The sequence below is a fragment of the Pseudomonas sp. LS2P72 genome (assembly GCF_054897865.1).
In genome coordinates this window covers 5,580,623-5,599,074 of sequence record NZ_CM142708.1, presented here as the reverse complement: position 1 = coordinate 5,599,074, position 18,452 = coordinate 5,580,623, and the positions used below count along the sequence as shown (strand labels likewise).

Annotated in this window: 14 protein-coding genes; 6 read left to right on the top strand and 8 right to left on the bottom strand. The window is 59.5% G+C overall.

Annotated elements, in window-relative coordinates:
- Window positions 1-9 precede the first annotated feature (9 nt).
- The gene (locus tag ACYZUA_RS25750; protein WP_461961121.1) at window positions 10-753 is read right to left on the bottom strand and encodes a phosphatase PAP2 family protein; all 744 of its coding nucleotides are present in this window, start codon (window positions 751-753) and stop codon (window positions 10-12) included.
- Window positions 754-970: 217 nt separating this feature from the next.
- Here ACYZUA_RS25750 and colR point away from each other — a divergent pair, with 217 nt between their 5' ends.
- The 5 genes from colR to ACYZUA_RS25725 all read left to right on the top strand — a co-directional run bounded on the left by colR (window position 971) and on the right by ACYZUA_RS25725 (window position 4,706).
- Entirely contained in the window at window positions 971-1,654 is a 684-nt protein-coding gene (colR, locus tag ACYZUA_RS25745; RefSeq protein ID WP_095132512.1) for a two-component system response regulator ColR, read from the top strand.
- Window positions 1,644-2,927 carry a sensor histidine kinase gene (locus ACYZUA_RS25740; RefSeq protein ID WP_461961120.1) on the top strand — a complete coding sequence of 428 codons (1,284 nt, stop codon included), beginning with the start codon at window positions 1,644-1,646 and terminating at the stop codon, window positions 2,925-2,927. Before colR ends, ACYZUA_RS25740 begins: the two co-directional genes overlap by 11 nt.
- Before the next feature lie 162 nt (window positions 2,928-3,089).
- Window positions 3,090-3,758, top strand: coding sequence for a class I SAM-dependent methyltransferase (locus tag ACYZUA_RS25735; protein ID WP_461961119.1), 669 nt, complete (start codon window positions 3,090-3,092; stop codon window positions 3,756-3,758).
- A 4-nt stretch (window positions 3,759-3,762) separates the two neighbouring features.
- Entirely contained in the window at window positions 3,763-4,476 is a 714-nt protein-coding gene (locus ACYZUA_RS25730; protein ID WP_461961118.1) for a lipopolysaccharide kinase InaA family protein, read from the top strand.
- A 2-nt stretch (window positions 4,477-4,478) separates the two neighbouring features.
- Entirely contained in the window at window positions 4,479-4,706 is a 228-nt protein-coding gene (locus ACYZUA_RS25725) for a hypothetical protein (RefSeq protein WP_082555825.1), read from the top strand.
- 188 nt (window positions 4,707-4,894) lie between these two features.
- On the opposite strand, the gene ACYZUA_RS25720 is transcribed toward ACYZUA_RS25725, so the two are convergent.
- From ACYZUA_RS25720 to ACYZUA_RS25690, 7 genes are all read right to left on the bottom strand, one after another.
- Window positions 4,895-7,921, bottom strand: a complete 3,027-nt coding sequence (locus tag ACYZUA_RS25720; protein ID WP_461961117.1) for a multidrug efflux RND transporter permease subunit — start codon at window positions 7,919-7,921, stop codon at window positions 4,895-4,897.
- A gap of 13 nt (window positions 7,922-7,934) precedes the next feature.
- Window positions 7,935-9,083: an efflux RND transporter periplasmic adaptor subunit gene (locus ACYZUA_RS25715; RefSeq protein WP_461961116.1), complete on the bottom strand. Its 1,149-nt coding sequence runs from the start codon at window positions 9,081-9,083 to the stop codon at window positions 7,935-7,937.
- Between the two features lie 203 nt (window positions 9,084-9,286).
- Window positions 9,287-10,384 (bottom strand): DUF1513 domain-containing protein, encoded by a 1,098-nt coding sequence (locus ACYZUA_RS25710; protein ID WP_056741997.1) that lies wholly within the window; start codon window positions 10,382-10,384, stop codon window positions 9,287-9,289.
- A gap of 14 nt (window positions 10,385-10,398) precedes the next feature.
- The gene (locus ACYZUA_RS25705) at window positions 10,399-11,463 is read right to left on the bottom strand and encodes an imelysin family protein (protein ID WP_095132496.1); all 1,065 of its coding nucleotides are present in this window, start codon (window positions 11,461-11,463) and stop codon (window positions 10,399-10,401) included.
- 26 nt (window positions 11,464-11,489) lie between these two features.
- Window positions 11,490-12,917, bottom strand: a complete 1,428-nt coding sequence (locus tag ACYZUA_RS25700) for a di-heme oxidoreductase family protein (protein WP_461961115.1) — start codon at window positions 12,915-12,917, stop codon at window positions 11,490-11,492.
- A gap of 392 nt (window positions 12,918-13,309) precedes the next feature.
- Window positions 13,310-14,671, bottom strand: coding sequence for an imelysin family protein (locus ACYZUA_RS25695; RefSeq protein WP_461961114.1), 1,362 nt, complete (start codon window positions 14,669-14,671; stop codon window positions 13,310-13,312).
- Between the two features lie 208 nt (window positions 14,672-14,879).
- Complete coding sequence (locus tag ACYZUA_RS25690) at window positions 14,880-16,931, bottom strand: putative bifunctional diguanylate cyclase/phosphodiesterase (protein ID WP_461961113.1); 2,052 nt, start codon at window positions 16,929-16,931, stop codon at window positions 14,880-14,882.
- A gap of 1,082 nt (window positions 16,932-18,013) precedes the next feature.
- Here ACYZUA_RS25690 and ACYZUA_RS25685 point away from each other — a divergent pair.
- Entirely contained in the window at window positions 18,014-18,280 is a 267-nt protein-coding gene (locus tag ACYZUA_RS25685; protein ID WP_461961112.1) for a DUF6124 family protein, read from the top strand.
- Window positions 18,281-18,452: the final 172 nt, after the last annotated feature.

The following is an 18,452-nucleotide window of genomic DNA, read 5'->3' as shown; positions in this document are numbered from 1 at the left end:
CATCTGTGTTCAGGCACCGATCGGTTCTGCCACTGTCGCGCGATCTGCCTTGGAAGCCGGCCGATAAAGGATGTAGTAATACGCCCCCAGACAAATCAGCCAGCAGAAAATCGCCGTCCACACGTTGTGCGAAAAGAAGTGCGCGCCCTGCATCATCCGGCTGATGGAAAACACCGTGCCCAACGCGAAAGCGAACACAAACGCCTTGCGCGCCAGACGCGGACGACGGTCACGCAGGACAAAGAACAGCGCAAACAGTGTGAAACCCGTCGCCGCATGACCGCCGGGCCAGCAACGGCCGGGTTTATCGGTGTGCGGGCGAGGGCTGAGCAGTTCGCTATAGGTTTCGTGACCGCCGAATTGCTCCAGGCTCCACGGGCATTGAACGGCCGTCACCGCTTTGACTGGCGTGACAAAGGAGGTCGCCAGCGCCAGAGACAGCACCAGGCAGCCCAGTTCCCGTTTGATCGGTTTGAGTCTGTCCATGAAAAAGGAGGCGATGAAACCGAAGATGGCCAACACCGAAAAGGCGATGACCACCTGCTTGGCACGGTCATGCAGGATCTCTTCAAGGAAGTAACTGTGCCGGCCGATGAAATCCCCCGCGACCGGGTCATAGAACAGCTTGGCAAGGTCCATGTCCAGGGACGTCAGTTCGAGCAGCACCAGAACGATCGCCGCGATGGCGGGAACCCCCAGGCACACCCAGAAATTCAGCGGACGGGAGGCGGGGCGGACAGCAGTCGAAACCATGGCAGTTCCTTGGTCGGTGAAATGTTCTGAAACGCAGCCGCGCGGAGTTTGAGCCTGATCCTGTCGTCGGCGTGTGAATCGATAGTGAAAAAGTCGTTAAAGCCATCCCGGTTTTTTGGGGTGGATTTACAACTGCACACAGTCCTAGCCCTCAGCCACACTTGGCCTTAAGCTGCGCGGGCCGAGACGGCCGTTACTGTGTACGCAGGAGATACCCATGCGAATTCTATTGGTTGAAGACAACCGCGATATCCTGGCCAATCTGGCCGATTACCTGGGGCTCAAAGGTTATACCGTGGATTGCGCGCAGGACGGTTTGTCAGGCTTGCACCTGGCGGCCACCGAGCATTACGACCTGATCGTGCTCGACATCATGTTGCCGGGCATCGACGGTTACACCCTGTGCAAACGTCTGCGCGAAGACGCGCGCCGCGACACGCCGGTGATCATGCTCACCGCTCGCGATCAATTGGACGACCGGCTGCAAGGCTTCAAATCCGGCGCCGATGACTACCTGATCAAACCCTTTGCGCTGTCTGAATTGGCGGCGCGCATCGAGGCGGTCATGCGTCGCGCCCAGGGTGGCGGGCGCCGCACCCTGCAGGTCGGCGATCTGATTTACGACCTCGATACCCTGGAAGTCACCCGCGAAGGGCGACTGCTGAAGCTCAACCCGGTGGGCCTGAAATTGCTGGCCGTACTGATGCAGAAAAGTCCGCACGTACTGCGTCGCGAAATTCTCGAAGAGGCGCTGTGGGGTGATGACTGCCCGGACAGCGACAGCCTGCGCAGCCACGTCCATCAATTGCGCCAGGTGATCGACAAGCCGTTCGCCAAACCGTTGCTGCAAACCGTGCACGGTGTGGGTTATCGCTTGGCCGAGGGCCGAGATGGAGTTTAAACAGAGCCTTGCTCAACGGATCATCATCGCCTTTGCGCTGATGAGCGCATTGGTGGCAGGGGCCTTCGCCATGGGCATTGTGGCGACTGTGCACCTGGTCGAAGAAAAACTGATTTCGGCAGGTCTGGGCGGCGATTTGCAACGTCTGTTACTGATGGACAGCGTATCGGACTGGAGCCACCGTCCCGAGCCGGACCAGCTGTTCTATTTCAGCGGCGGGCCGGGGGACTTCGACCTTCCCAAAGACCTGCGGCACCTGGCCCCGGGTTTTCACGAAGTGTTTCGCGAACAGCTGTCGTATCACGCGATGGTCGAAGTCGTCGACGGTCGGCATTATGTGCTGTTGCAGGATCAGAGCGATTTCGAAGAGCGTGAACGGGTGCTGTTTGCCGTGGTGCTGGTGGGCTTCGTCCTGAGCCTGGCGTTGGCGGTGTTTCTTGGCTGGGTACTGGCGCGCAAAGTGATGGCGCCCGTGGTGCGGCTGGCCCGTCAGGTCCGTCACCGTGATCAGTTATTAGGTCTGGCGCCACCGCTGGCGCCGGACTACGCCGCTGATGAGGTGGGCGAGTTGGCCGTGGCCTTCGACGCCACCCTCGGGCGCTTGCGCCAGGCGTTGACCCGCGAACGGCTGTTCACCAGTGACGTCAGCCACGAGCTGCGCACGCCATTGATGGTGCTCGCCAGTTCCTGCGAACTGCTGCTGGAAAACCCCGGCATCGATCAGCGTGGACGTGCACAGGTCCAGCGAATCGCCCGTGCTTGTGAGGAGATGCGCGAGCTGGTGCAAACCTTCCTGATGTTGGCCCGCACACAACGTGAAGACGCCAGCATGTCACCCCAGCAGACCCTGAGCCAGGTCGCCGATGGACTGCTCAACTTGTGGCGCGAGCCGATCGAGGCCAAGGGGCTGGCGCTGATCTTTGAACCGGGCAATCCGGCCAACAGGTGCTACAACGCAACGCTTCTGCATGCAGTCATGGGCAACCTGCTGCGTAACGCGCTGCATTACACCGAGCGCGGGTTCATCCGCCTGACCCTGACGGCCACGGGTTTCATGGTCGAGGACAGTGGCGTGGGCATTCCCGAGGAAAAGCGCGAGGCGATGTTCGAGCCGTTCGTGCGGGGTAACGAGAAGCGCGGTGAGGGCTTGGGGCTTGGGCTGTCACTGGTGCAGCGGATCTGTGAGAACCAGGGTTGGAACGTCAGCCTGACGAACATGGAGCCCCATGGTTGTCGTTTTGAGGTGGAGCTGTATCCGTCGGATATGAATTGATCGGCCTATTGCCGCACCGCAGCCCGGAGCCGTTGTTAGCGCCCTGCAAAACCTCGTAATAATTGGGGGTTTTACATGACGTTTTTTTCACAAAGGAATGACCTGTCGCTGACACGGCGCTACCTATCGTGGGAGCTATCAGCAGCTCAGGAGACCTTGGTGATGGCTGGCCCGATCAAACTTGATTTTTCCGAAAAATACGATGATCAACATGCTCAACGATACCTGCGCAAGCATAAGGATGGCCTAGGCCGCCGCCTGTCTCACTGGCGTGAAGAGCAACTGGCGCGCAAGGCGCTGGCACTGGGCGGTGGGCCGGGGCTGATCCTCGATTTGCCCTGTGGTGCGGGACGTTTCTGGCCATTGCTGGCGGAAAAAACCAATCGTGCGATCATTGGCGCCGACAACTCCGAATCCATGCTGAAGATTGCCATGCAGGCGCAACCTGCCGAGGTGGTGAAACGGGTACAACCCTTGCACACTTCTGCATTCGACATCGCTTTACCTGATAACGCCGTCGACAGCATTTTCTGCATGCGTTTGCTCCATCACATCGGTGAGGCCGAGCATCGACTGACTATTTTGCGTGAGTTCGAGCGCGTCACGCGTGATAGCGTGATCCTTTCTCTGTGGGTGGACGGCAATTTCAAGGCGTGGAAACGCAAGCGCCTCGAGAGAAATCGTGAGCAGGAAGGTTACCAAAATCGATTTGTGTTACCGGCTGCTACGGTTGAAAAGGAATTTGAGCAGGCGGGTTTTCGTATCCAGGAACAACTGGACTTTTTACCGCTCTATGCGATGTGGCGGGTCTACGTATTACGCAAGAGGTAACAAAATGGCAGTGCAATGTGCAGCAGAAACGGACGTCGCTCCTCAGGACCGCTTCGACTATTTCTGGAATCAGCGCGGTGAATGGGTAGAAGAACCCAACGTCCGTCGCGGTGGAGAAAGCGGCGTGCAGCGCGTCGTGAGCAGCAATGGACAGTTGCTTTACGTTAAACGTCAAACCGGACATATGCATCGCAGCTTGCTGCACCCGTTCGGTCGGCCGACGGTGTTGCGCGAGCGCGATGCACTCGTTGGCTTGAACCTGCTCGGCGTTTGCGTTCCGGAAATCGTTTTCTGCGGTGCACAGCGCGATCCGGTGCATAAATGGCGCGCATTGCTGGTGACCAAATCGCTGGACGGCTTCGAGGAAATCGAACACTGGTACGCTGGCGGCGGTCGCGAGCATCACGGTGAGGCGGTGCATGAGCGAGTGTTGAAGGAACTGGCCGAGAACCTGGCCCGAATGCACAAGAGCCGCTGGCAGCATAGCTGCCTCTACATCAAGCACGTATTTGTGCGCGTTACCGGCGAAGGCGAGGCAGCCAAAGTTGAAGTGGCCTTGATCGATCTGGAGAAGTGTCGGCAACGTTTGACCGCCCGGCAAGCGGCTACTCATGACATGAAGCAACTGCGTCGCCACTCGTCGTTCAGCACGACGGATTGGCAAAAACTCGTCTATTTTTATGAGACGGCGTTTGGCAGCGCTATCAAGGGTTTATAGCAATGAAACTCGAAATTGCACGAGGTGTATTTTTAATAGGAGCCTTGGCAGTTGCTTCATTGGCGGTGGCGGCATGGGAGCAGCCCCGCCCGCAGGTCCTCAGTTCAGTGAGCGGCGACGCGCATTGTCCATTGCCACGAGTTGCCAAGGCATCCGTGGCATCCCGCCCCGATCATGATTTGTTGCTGTTCATGTTCGGACTTTCTCAAGGACTGAGGCCGCAAAGTTGAACAGATTGAAGCCCAAATAAAAGGCCTCGCTAATGCGAGGCCTTTTTTATTCCCGCCTTTCAGCAACGACATCGACCAAATGTGGGAGCGAGCCTGCTCGCGATTGCGGTGTGTCAGTCAACATCAAGGCTGAATGACACACCGCTATCGCGAGCAGGCTCGCTCCCACAGGGTTGTACTGCGTTGCCCTAGGGTTTATCGGGTTTAGCCAGCAACGTGTAAACACACGGCAGCACAAACAACGTAAACAACGTCCCGATCGACATCCCTGTGGCGATCACCATGCCAATGTCGAACCGGCTGACGGCGCCCGCCCCGGTGGCGATGATCAACGGCACCATGCCGAACACCATCGCAGCGGTGGTCATCAACACCGGACGCAGACGAATGGCCGCCGCTTCCTCCACGGCTTCGCGCGGCGTCAGGCCTTTGTCCTTGCGTAACTGGTTGGCAAATTCGACGATCAGGATTCCGTGTTTGCTGATCAGTCCGATCAACGTCACCAGGCCGACCTGGGTGTAGATGTTCATGCTCGACCAGCCCAGGAACAGCGGAATCAACGCGCCACAGATCGACAAAGGCACGGTCACCAGAATCACCAGCGGATCGCGGAAGCTTTCGAACTGGGCCGCCAGTACCAGGAAAATGATCGCCAGCGCCAGGGCGAACGTGACCCACAGCGCACTGCCTTCCTGGACGTATTGCCGGGATGCGCCAGCGTAGTCGAAGGCGTAACCCACCGGCACCTCTTCCCCAGCGATCTGGCGAACGGTGTCGATGGCTTCCCCCATGCTGACCAGCGGCACCCCGGACAGGATGGCCGAGTTGAGTTGCTGGAACTGGTTCAACTGGCGTGGACGCGCCCGGTCGGTCACGGTGATCAGGGTCGACAGGGCCAGCAGTTGGCCTTGGGTGTTCTTGACGTAATAATTGTTCAGCCAGTCGGGGTTATCCCGGAAGGGCCGTTCGACCTGCGCGATGACTTTGTAGCTGCGACCTTCAATGGTGAAACGGTTGATCTCCGCCTCACCCAGCAATGTCGCGAGCGTCCCGCCCAGGTCCTGCATGGAAACACCCATCTGTGCGGCCTTGGCGCGATCGATATCCACCACTACTTCAGGTTTGTCGAACGCCAGGTCAACGTCGACAAAGGCGAATTTGCCGGATTCCATTGCGCGCTTTTTCACCCGGTCGGTCACTTGCAGCAGCGACTCGTAATCGTTGGCGGAATTGATGACGAACTGAAACGGCAGCCCCTCGCCGGTGCCCGGCAGGGAAGGCAGGTTGAAGCCGAAGATCTGCAAGCCGGAAATGCTCTCCAGTTTGGCCTGCACCTCGGGCAAGATCTGCATCTGAGTGCGGCTGCGTTCGTTCCACGGTTTGAGCAGGAAGCCGCCGATGCCCGATTGCACGCCGTTGAAACCATTGATCTGGAACGACGAGTAGTACTCGGGAAACGTCTTGAAGATCGTGACGAACTCGTCAGTGTAGGCGCTCAAATAGTCGAGGTTAGCCGGTTGCGGGGCGTTGGCCATCATGAAAATGATGCCCTGGTCCTCGTCCGGTGCCAGTTCCGACTTGGTGAACTTGAGTAGCACCGGAATCAGGCACAGCACGATCACCGCGAACACCAGCACCACCGGCCGGGTGTTGAGGGTGCCGTGGAGCATGCTTTGGTAACGGCGCTTGAGGCCTTCGAAAATCAGGTCCAGGCGATGGGCCAGGCCGCTGGGATTTTCGTCGTGACGCAGCAGGAAGGCGCACATCATTGGCGACAGGGTCAGGGCAACGATGCCCGAGATCACCACCGCGCCAGCCAGGGTCAGGGCGAACTCCTTGAACAGCGCCCCCGTGAGCCCCGTCAGGAAGCCGATCGGCGCATAGACCGCCGCCAGCGTGATAGTCATCGAGACCACCGGCATGGCGATTTCCCGGGCGCCTTCGATGGCCGCATCCAGCGGCGTCTTGCCTTCTTCGATATGCCGGTGGATGTTTTCCACCACCACAATGGCGTCGTCCACCACCAGGCCGATGGCCAACACCATTGCCAGCAACGTCAACAAATTGATCGAGTAGCCCATCATCTGCATGAAGAACATCACGCCGATCATTGACAGCGGGATGGTGACTACCGGGATCACCACCGAACGCAGCGCGCCGAGGAACAGGAATACCACCACGATCACGATCAGCACCGCTTCGAACAGGGTTTTCACCACTTCGTCGATCGAGGCCTGGATGAACAGCGTCGCGTCGTAGGCGATTTCGCCTTTGAGGTTCGGCGGCAGCTGGGCTTCCAGCTCGGGCATGATCTTGCGCACTTCCTTGATCACGTCCAGCGGGTTGGCGCCGGGCGTGGCCTTGATGCCGATGTACACCGAGGGGGTGCCGCCGAAGGAGCTGATCGAGTCGTAGTTTTCCGCACCCATTTCAACCCGCGCCACATCGCTGAGCAGCACACGACTGTCGCCCTCGACCTTGAGCGGAATCGCGGCAAAGGCTTCGGCGGATTTGAGTTCGGTATTGGCGTTGATGCTGGTGACAACGTACTCGCCTTTCACTTCGCCGGCGGCGGAGAGGAAGTTGTACTTGCGCACGGCATCGGTCACATCGCTGGCACTCAGGCCGAAACCGGCGAGCTTGACCGGGTCCAGCCACAGACGCATGGCAAATACCTGGTTGCCGAGAATCTCGGCTTCAGCCATGCCCGGCAGGGTCGCCAGTTTCGGCTGGATGACCCGCGACAGGTAGTCGGTAATCTGCGGGTTGCTCAGCTCCTTGCTGAAGAAGCTGATGTACATCAATGCCGAGGCGTCGGCGGCTTCCTTGCTCAGTACCGGGTCTTCGGCGTCCTGGGGTAGTTGGTTCTTCACCTCGTTGGCTTTGGCCAGCAGTTCGGTGAACAAGCGGTCGCTGTTGGCGCCGATGCGCGCATAGATCGAGATCACCGAGAAGTTCTGGCGACTGACCGAGGTCATGTAGTCGATACCCTCGGCACTGGCCAGACTCTGCTGCATCGGTTGGGTGATGTAGCCCTGAATGGTTTCGGCGTTGGCCCCGGGATAAGCGGTGGTCACCGTGATCAGGGCGTTTTCCATTTGTGGATATTGGCGCAGCGGCAACTTGCTCCAGGCCTGGAAGCCCAGCAGCACAATCAACAGGCTGACCACGGTGGCGAGCACCGGGCGGCGGATGAACGGGTCGGTAAAAGCCATGGGGATTCCTTGATCAGTCCGCGCGCGGCGGGCTGTTCTTCTCGGCTAAGGTCTTGTCGTCGCTGATCGCAATGTGTGCGCCGTTGTCCAGTTTGATCTGGCCGGCCGTGACCACTTTTTCGCCGTTCTGCACACCTTTGGTGATCATCACTTGCCCATCGCGGCGCTCGCCGGTTTCGATGAAACGCCGTTCGGCGATCAGGATCGGTTGGCCCTTGTCGTCTTTTTCCAGGCTGCCATCTTCGGCTTTTTTCTGCGCGACGACATAGAGCGAGTTGCCGTACAGCGTGTAAGTGATCGCGCTTTCCGGCACGACGATGCGCGGCTGCGGGTCGGGCAACAACACTTGCAGGCTGGCAAACATCCCCGGTAGCAGTTTGCCGTCGGGATTGGCCAGGGTCGCGCGGACCTGGACATTGCGCGTGCTGTTTTCGACTTTCGGGTTGATCGCGCTGATAGTGCCGGGAAAGGTTTGTGTCGGGTAAGCCGCGACAACGATCTGTACCGGTTGGCCGAGAGCAATCTTCGGTATCGACTGCTCGGGCACGAAGAAGTCTACATAGAGGCTGCTGAGGTCTTGCAGGGTGGCAATCATGGTGCCACTGGCGAGATAGTCACCGATGTCCACCTGACGAATACCGATGGTCCCGCTGAACGGTGCGAGCAAGCGTTTTTTAGCCAGTGCCGCGTTGAGCTGATTGACCGTGGCCCGGTTCTTTTTCAGCACGGCAGAGAGCCGGTCGAATTCGCCTTTGGAAATGGCCTGGCTGCCCACCAATTGGCTTCCGCGACCGTAATCGAGCTGCGCCAGACCCAGGTCGGCCTGAGCGGTTTCGAGCAGGGCGGTTTCTACCACGCTATCAAGCAGAAGCAGCGGTTGGCCGACCTTGACCTTCTGCCCTGACTCGAACTGCAAATCGATGACGGTGCCATCGGTCTCCAGGCTCAGGTCCACGCCTTGCAGCGCCTTGAGCGTGCCGACGGTGGGCAGACGCGCTTGCCACGGCCGTTCGGTGGCCGTGGCCACAGCGACACTGATCGCTGGTTTCGGCGCAGCAAAGCCCTGAATCATCGTATAGATGGAGAAGGCTTTGTAACCGGCCAGGACCAGTACGATCAGCAAAACAACACCCAGCATGATCAGCATGCGGCGACGCAGCATATTTCCACTTCCTTGGAGAAAATCAGGTGAGACAGTCGGGCACATTACTCCGAGTGTGCCGGGGATTCCAACTGGCACTTTTTACAGGCAAGCGCAAAACCTGTAGGAGCCGAGCTTGCTCGCGATAGCGGCTGCACATTCGACATCACCGTGACTGACACACCGCTATCGCGAGCAAGCTCGGCTCCTACAAAGGACCGTGTTTAGATGAGGTGAAGGTGGTTGTCCCAGAGCCCTGCGGGTAGATCGAGGGGTTTTGCAACAAGGCTTGTCTGGCGGCAGTCGTAGAACCGGCAGCGCCCTTGACCCGAGGTCACGACAAAGCCATCGGCTACCGCGCCGACCCCGGCGCAATCGGGAAGCGGCGCGTCCAGGCGCACTTCACCGCTGTCCAGGTCCCAGATGAAAAAGCGATTGCCCCGAGGCGCAGTCAACGCGACCAGGCGCAGTTCGCTGTGTACCGCGACGCTGGCGGTGTAATGCCCCATGGCCTGCAACTGATGCTCAGGCACTGGGAACGCCACGAACGGCTGGCCGGGCCGCTTGATCGCCAACAGCTCCGAAGACTCATGGGACGGTCCCATGAATTGCTGACCGGCGACGATGGTGCCGTCGCTGGCAATCCCCAAATGCCGCACGCTGTTCATCTGCTGGGCGAGGGTTTCCTTACTCAGGAGGGTGCCGTCCCGTTGCATCAGGACCAGGCTCGGTTCCATGGCGTTGAGGTTCATCTCGACGCGGCTTTCGGCCTCGGTGCGAATGCCGCCGTTGGCCACCACCAGGGTTTCGCCATCGGGCATCCACGACACCTGATGCGGGCCGACACCATGAGTCGAAATCTCACCGCTGTGCACCAGCCGCTCACCTTCGAACTTATACACACCGAGCAAACCTCGACCCGGATCGGAGGTGTCGTTCTCGGTGGCGTACAGCCAGTCGCCGCTCTTGTGAATCACCGCATGACCGTAGAAGTGCCGGTTCGGCAGCGAGGTCACGGTTTGCAGCAGCGTGCCGTCGCGCAGGTCGATCAGGTAACTCTCGGTGCCAGGACGACGGGCGACGAACAGCGCAATCGGCAGCGTCGGGTGGTTGATGATGTCGTGGCAACGCTGGCCGACCTGGGTGGCAAACACCCGGGTGCCGTCCAGCCGGTAACCGACGGCATAGTGCTTGCCGTCGGTATCGTCCCGCGCCGAGAGCAGCAGCGGGCTTTTGTCCTTCTGCTTGAACAGCGTCCAGCCGCCCAGTGTCACCGCACCCAGCAACAAACTACCTAACGTCAGAGCCTGGCGTCGCAGCATGGAACTTGCCCTCATCAGTCACCGTCGTTGGCGTTGAAGCCCAGTTGGATGCCCAGCGCCTTGGCCAGTTCGCCTTCGTGCAGGCGATGGACGACGTTGAGGCTGTCGTAGATATCGTTGAGTTGCTGGCGACCGGCATCGTCGTTGAGCATTTCGGTCAGCGAGCGTTGGTTGCTGGCGAACAGTTTCAGGGACGCGGCATAAGCGGCGTCGATCTTGTCGGCCAAAGGTTTTTGCTCGCTCGGCAACAGGCCGCGCAGGCCTTTGTTATCGACGCCTTCCCATACCGTTTTGGCGGCGGCGAGGCTGGCTTCGAGACCGGTCAGCGACGATTGGCTGCGCCATGCATCGGCCTGGAACGGTTGCGGCACACCCTTCGTCTGACGGCCCATCGGCGTGCCGAGTTTTTTCTTCAGGCTGTCGAGGGCGGTGACTTGCACGCGCAACAGATCGGCGATGGCTTCGTGAGAGTCGGCGTAGCGCTGGTTCGGGAATTTGCTCATCTGCGCGAGCATGCCGTCGGTGTTGTTCCAGCTTTTCAGAATCTCTTCGGCCAGTTGTTTCTGACGCTCACCAATCGCGATCAGCAGCGGGCAGTACTTGGCTTTCTGTTCAGCGTTGGCCACATCAGGCTTGCTGTCGAACAGGATGTATTCGTAGGCGGAAAGGCCTTGAACCACAACGCTGGACTTGGCCAGGGCCGCGGCATCGATCTGTGGCTGTGCGGTGACCAGTTGCTCGACCTGACGGCCGACGAGGTTTTTCTTGTCCGGCCAGAACTGCACCTGCCAGGCGCGATTGCCTTCGGCCAGCGGCCCGATCAGCAGCGGTTGCAGCTCGGCCCAGGCTTTCTGCGCGTGCAGGAAGTCGGCGCGGGCGGTGTCGAGGTTTTCCTTGCCTTCGCAGTAGGCCAACGCGCTGACCGCCAGTTGGCGATCGGCTTCAACCCAGCGCGTGTAGGTCGGCAGGATCACCGACTTGGCGATGGCTGCTGACGTGACGGCTTGCGGATCCTGAGGCGAACAGGCGCCCAAGGCGAGCGCGGCAAGGCTGGTGAACAACAATTTGGGACGGAACATGTCGGGCTCCCGCTATGGAATACGTATTAAAGGGAATTCAAGAACGCCAGCAACGCAGCGCGCTGCTCGGCATTGAAAGACAAAACCTGTTGCTGCGCCGCTGTGGCTTCGCCGCCATGCCAAAGCACGGCTTCGAGCAGATTGCGGGCGCGACCATCGTGCAAAAACTGGGTGTGCCCACTGACCGCCTGCGTCAGGCCGATGCCCCACAACGGCGGCGTGCGCCAGTCGCGGCCACTGGCCTGGAATTCGGAACGGTTGTCGGCCAGACCGTCGCCCATGTCATGCAGCAGCAGATCGCTGTAAGGGCGAATCACTTGATTGGCCAGTTCAGGTTCTGCGGCGTTGGCGGCGGTGGTGTATTTCGGGGTGTGGCAGGACTGGCATCCGGCCTGGAAAAACAGAGTCTTGCCGGCCAGCACCTCGGGGGCGCTGACATCGCGGCGGGCCGGTACGGCGAGGTTACGGCTGTAGAACAGCACCAAACGCAGGATGTTATCGCTGACTTCCGGCTCGCCATCCGCGCCATTGCCATTCGGTGCCTGTTTGCAGGCGGTTTGCGCGTCGGTGCAGTCGTCGACGGGCCTCAGGCTCGTGGTGAGGCCCATGTCACCGGAAAACGCATGAACATTTTGTTGATTGAGGTTCGGTTGCCCGGCCTTCCAGCCAAATCGCCCGAGGACGGTTTTTTGCTGCGCGTCATCCCAGACCCGATTCGGGCGTCCGACGATGCCGTTTTTGTCTTTTGCCTGAGCCTCGACATTGGCCAGGATCGCTTCGTCGGGGATTGCTTCGAGCAGGCCCAAGCCAATCATTGGCGGTGCAACCCTGGCCGAGAAACGCGTGTCGGGGTGCATCGGGCCGTAGCCCAACTGGGTGATGTTCAGGCTTGGCTTGCGCAACTCGACTTCGGTGCCGTCCTTGAAGCGAATCGCAACGGGCGTGTAATCGACGCGCACTTTGCCTTCCGGCACGACACCCGGCACGGACATGTCCTGGAATTGTCCGCCGTAGACCGGCTCCGGGACGACACCGAGCTGTTCGATGACCTTGGCATACGCCGGTGCATCGGGAATCGACAGGCGCACCAGCATCGACACGGCGTTCTGCGCATCAGGCGTGGGCGGATGACCGCGGCCGTCCTTGATGTGGCAGTTCTGGCAGGCGTTGGTGTTGAACAATGGGCCGAGGCCGTCCCTGGCGGTGGTGGTCGACGGAGCGATCACCCAGGGATTACGGAAAAAGCTGTTGCCGACACTGAAGTCCACGCGCCGTGACGGCGGCAGGTTGGCGGACGGCAAGGAAAATGAGTTCTGATCGGTCTTGCGCACGGTTGCGCTGCCACCGGACCGGGCTTCACCGGGTTCGGCCTGGGTAAAACGCGGGGCGTCATCGCAGGCACTCAGGCCCAGGGCCAGCAACAGTGCGGACAAGCGAAGAGGCAGCGAGGGCATCAGACATCCTGCAAGACGAGCAAAACAAGGGGCGCAAAGTCTAACAGGGCGGGGGAGATTGAATAAGAGGAATTATCGTTTGGTTGATGTAGCGCAAGGATTATTTGGCAAACACAATCCCCTGCAGGAGTGAGCCTGCTCGCGATGACGGTGTGTCAGTCGCCTGCGATTTCGACTGACACACCGTCATCGCGAGCAGGCTCACTCCCACAATGGATTTGTGTTTGGCAGGCATGAAAAAGGCGACCCGAAAATTAATGTCGATCAGTTAAGCCAAAACGCGATTCGTAGCAGCTGGCGAAGCCTGCTGCTACAAAGTTTGCGTTGCGGCTGAGATGCCTTAACTGATCGGCATTAACCCGAAGGTCGCCTTTTTATTCAGCCAGCGTTGATCAGAATTCGTGATCAGCGTTGTCCGGGTTCAGGTCACTGATGCCCAGTTTGCCAGCAGCGGCTTCGATCGAACCGGTCTGCTTGACCAGGGAAGCGATAGCGTCGCGGACGATCTGGTTGCCAGTGGTGTTGCCAGTGGTGTTGCCGGCGGCGATCAACTGGTCGTAGTGCTCACCCTTGTTGGCGTGATCGACGATGACCTGCATCTTGGCTTCGGTCGCAGCGAGGTCGGCTTTCAGCGCGGTGTCGGCAGCCGGGTCGGCCTTGGCCACCAGGGACGACAGGCTGGCGCCGGTCATTTTGGTGCCGTCGACGCGGGTGTATTCGCCCAGGTACACGTTACGAATGCCTTTGGCATCGTAGAACTGCGAATTGTGGGTGTTGTCGCTGAAGCAGTCGTGTTCGTCTTCCGGGGAGTTGGCTTCCAGGGAAACCTTCATGCGCTCGCCCGCCAGTTCGCCCAGAGACAGGCTGCCCATGCCGAACAGCATTTTGCGCAGGCCGGATTCAGCTGGCTCGGCTTCGAGGGTGGCGCGGTAGTTGTCGGCCACTTTCGGCTTCCAGTTACCGACCATTTCTTCCAGGTCGCTGACCAGCAGTTGGGTCACGGACTTCAGGTAAGCGCGACGACGATCGTTATGACCGCCGGTTGCGCCTTTGCCTTCCAGGTAGTCGGAAGCCGGACGGTTGCCGGCGCCAGGGCCGGTGCCGTTCAAGTCCTGGCCCCAGAGCAGGAATTCGATGGCGTGGTAGCCGGTGGCAACGTTCGCCTCGGAACCACCCAGCTCGTTCAGGCTGGCGAGTTTTGCCGGGGTGATGTCTTTCACGTCGATCTTGTCTTCGCCGACCTGAACCTGGGTGTTGGCGATGATGTTGGCCGTGGCGCCCGGGTTACCCAGTGCGTGCTCGTAGGATTTGTCGACGTAGTCGATCAGGCCTTCGTCCAGTGGCCAGGCGTTCACCTGACCTTCCCAGTCGTCGATGATAGTGTTGCCGAAGCGGAATACTTCGCTCTGCAGGTAAGGAACGCGGGCAGCGATCCAGGCAGCCTTGGCAGCTTTCAGGGTGTCGGCGTTGGGCTTGGCGAGGAAGGCGTCGACGGTGGATTGCAGGGTCTTCGCGGTAGATTCGGCATCGCTGTAAACGGCGAAGACGATGTCGGCGTAATGCGCGACAACGGCTTTGGCGGCGGCTTCGTCGACTTTACTGGCAGCGGCAGGCGCAGCGACAGCCGGGGCCGTGGTGCTGGCGGCCGGAGTCGGTGCTTGCGCAGCGACAGCTTTGTCTTTGCCTTCGCCACAACCGGCGAGGGAAATAGCGATGGCCAACAGACTGGCGGTAGCCAGAGGCATACGAATCATGGCGAACATCCTGCTTCGAGAGGGGGTGGAATGGCGCAGCAAGCGCGCAAAACTGCGACATAATGCAAATCTTTCGCATTATGTGTAAAGGGTTGTGCTTGTAAATATTTCTTATTCGCGGGGACACGTGAGGTAGATCAAAAGATCGCAGCCTCGTTTCACTCGACAGCTGCTACAGAGTGGAACGAGGCTGCGATCTTTTGATCTTTTACAAAATAGCCGCGTTACTGCGCTGGGCCTGTTTCAGATACGCGCTCAATTCGCGCGCCGGCAGCGGCTTGCTGTAGAGATAGCCCTGACCTTCGTGACAGCCCTCGGAGATGATGTAGGCCTCTTGCTCGGTGGTTTCCACGCCTTCGGCAATCACCTGCATGCCCAGGCTCTTGCCCAACTGGATGATGGCCCGAACGATGGTCGCATCGTCGTCGTCATCGAGCAGGTCTTGAACGAAGCTCTTGTCGATCTTGATCTTGTCCAGCGGCAGGCTTTTCAGATAACTCAATGACGAGTAACCGGTGCCGAAGTCGTCGATCGCGATCAGCGCACCGGAGCGGCGCAGGCTCAGCAGGTGCTGGGCTGCCGTGCTGATGTCTTCCATCAGGCCGGTTTCGGTGACTTCCAGCTCCAGGCTGCGCGGTGGCAGGCGGTACATCTGCAGCAAATTGTTGACCACCCGCGGCAACTCGGCGTGGTGCAGCTGCACCGTGGACAGATTCACCGCCATGCGCAGGTCGACGAAACCCTGGTCGTGCCAGTCGCGCAATTGCTTGCACGCCTGATCCAGCACCCATTCGCCGATGGCGATGATGGTGCCGTTCTGCTCGGCCAGGGGGATGAACAAGTCCGGCGGAACCAGCCCATGCTCGGGATGCTGCCAGCGAATCAGCGCCTCGACACCCACCACCCGGTGATCGCGATAGCTGATCTGCGGCTGGTAGACGAGATAGAACTGGCCGCGGGTCAAAGCGTCGCGCAGGTCTTTTTCCAGTTCGCGACGGCGGCGCATCTCGGTGTCGACACTGGCGATATAGAACTGATAACGGTTGCGCGAGCGAGTCTTGGCCAGGGTCATGGTCTGCTCGGCTTTTTGCAGCAGTTTCTCGGTGCTGTCACCGTCCTCGGGGAACAGGGTGATGCCGATAGTGGCGCGAAGGCGAATTTCTTGATGATCGAGGGCAAATGCCGCTTCCAGGTCATCGAGAATGCTTTGGGCCAGTTCGGCCGCTTCGTAGGGTTGTTCGATGTCGGCTTGAACCAGGGCGAACTGGTCGCCGCCGAGGCGGGCGAGGGCGCCAAGGCGTCCGCTGTGGGCTCGCAGGCGATCGGCCAGGGCCAGCAGCAGTTGGTCGCCGGTCTGGTAGCTGAATTGTTCGTTGATGCCCTTGAAGTCGTCCAGGCCGACCACCAATACCGCGACCCGACGTTGCAACCTGCCGGCGTCTACCAGGATTTTGTCCAGTTGCTGCTGCAATTGCTGGCGGTTCGGCAGGCCGGTGAGGAAGTCGTACTGGGCCATGCGAAGCAGGCTGTTTTCCGCTTCGTGGCGCAAATGGGTATTGCGCTCGATGGACTCGAGCAGCTGGTTGGCGGTGTTGATCCAGATTCCCAGTTCGTTCTTTTCATGCCCCTTGAGCAGCGGGATTTTGTGTTCGCTGGGGCGATCCGGATTGATTTCCGTGAGGTGTTCGATGATCCGCGACAGCGGCTTGGTCAGCAGCCAGTGATAGACCAGGTACAGCACCAGCCCCATGGCCATCGCACGCAACACGCCGGAGATGAAGATGATCACCGAACTGACGATGAAACCCTGGCCATAGGTGGCCGTGTCGAGGGTGATGCTCAAGTCGCCGTAATACTCGCTGTAAGGACCGCGACCCACCAGTTGGGTGGTGAAGGTGCGTTCCTTGCCAAGGATCAGGTCGGTCAGCCAGCGACTGTCGGAATGCTGCAACTCGCGAGCCTTTTGCGCGAGCATGGCTTCGTTGGGATGGCCAATGGAGGCCTTGCGCACAGCGTCGTCCTGAAACAGGCCTTCGATAACCTGCATGCCCATTTCCCGGTCCAGGCTGTAGACGGCCTGGGTCGAGGGATCGCGGAACATGTCGAGGATGCGTTGGGCATCGCTGGCCACGGCCTGGCGTGTTTTATAGGCATCGAAAACGATCTGGGCGCAGCTCAAGACTACGCCAACGATCAATGCCGACAGGAGCACGACCCGGAGCAACTTCACCGACAAGCTGTTCTTGAGTTCCAGCTTCAAAGAGTCATTCCTTGTTCCGTGCGGGTAGCGTCAAGTTGCCATGAGTATTGGCAATCCGGTGATGGCAGTCAAAGGGACAATCAATCACATGGGGTTTTGCTTGTAGCTTGTCCGAAATGCTGTGGTTTGGACTATTTGGACTATTTACACCATTTGTACTGTGTCGGTTGTTGGGGCCTTCAACTTGAGGGGGATTGGGACATATTTTCTGTTTGGTTGATGTTAGACGGCTGTGGCGTTGGGGCAAGGGGCTGAAGGCTGGTTTCATCGTGGGAAATCGGCCTGGTTTCTGTGGGTACACTCGGTGTACATATCCATTTCTGCGGTAACGGCCGCTAATGGTTTCGCCCTTACGGCGAGTCACTTGGAAAAGCCCCAAGTAACCAAGGGCTCTTGCCCCTTTCGTTCGGTGCCTCGCCTAGGCTCGGCATGCCCTCGCTCCGGTCCTGCTCCGTGGGCCCGCCGCCATCGGCCATCCATGGCCGGGGGCGGCTAACCCGGCATCCATGCCGGGTTGCCCACTGCGCAGAACCTCCACTCGGCCTCTCGATGGGGCGGGTGGATCAAGATCAAGAGCTGCAGGCGAGCTAACGCTCGGCCTGTTGAGTGGTGAGGAGCGAAAGGCGAACACTGATCCCCCTGTGGGAGCGGGCTTGCTCGCGAAGGCGGCCTGACAGCCGACCAATCTCTTTCTGCCAAACATCCAATCTCTGTGGGAGCGAGCCTGCTCGCGATGGCAGCCGCACAGGCAACGCAAGCGTCCGTTTAAACAGCGGTAAAAAAACCAGACCTTTCCCACGAGATTTTCAGGTTGCCCGTAGGAAGCGGGTTCAATAACCTTTTGGGTGTCGCTGAAAACTCAGCGACCGGGTGTGAGAACTCGGCAAGTCATAGTCATCCAGCGCCAGTATCCGCATAATTGCCGCCAGCTATCTGCTGCATATGCGTTATGGCGGCTGTGTGCGGGCAGACTTCGGTCTGGCCGGGTGTCTATGACCGGTTTCTCACCTCGCACATAGCTGCCACCTCTTCGTCGCGTGAGAAACGGCGAGGGAATGGCACCCAACGTCATAGGCATTCCCTTGGATAAATTAATCCCCGATCCCCCCTTCAACAGCTCCAAACCCTACAACCACAGTCCCATGTTCCTGATCTCCCCGGACATGAACACCGAATCCCTCCTGGCCCACGCCTGTGAGTCATTGGCTTCAGCCAACGTCTTGGCCAGCGATTTCGCCACCTACCTGACCGGCTCCCAGCGCAGTACGGCGTTGGCCATCGCGCAGATCGTGATGTTGGCGGACTTAGCCGTTAATCGGGCGCTGGATATCGTCGACCCGCAGGAATAGGCGTTCAGTCAGTTCTACCGCGTCATCGTTCTTCGCGAGCAGGCTCGCTCCCACAGGTACAGTGGTGTCCTTGTGGGGGCGAGCCTGCTCGCGAAGGTGGTCCAACTGCCGCCGCAAGACTTTTCCTGGCGCATAAAAAAACCCGGCAAAAGCCGGGTTTTTTTGACTGGTG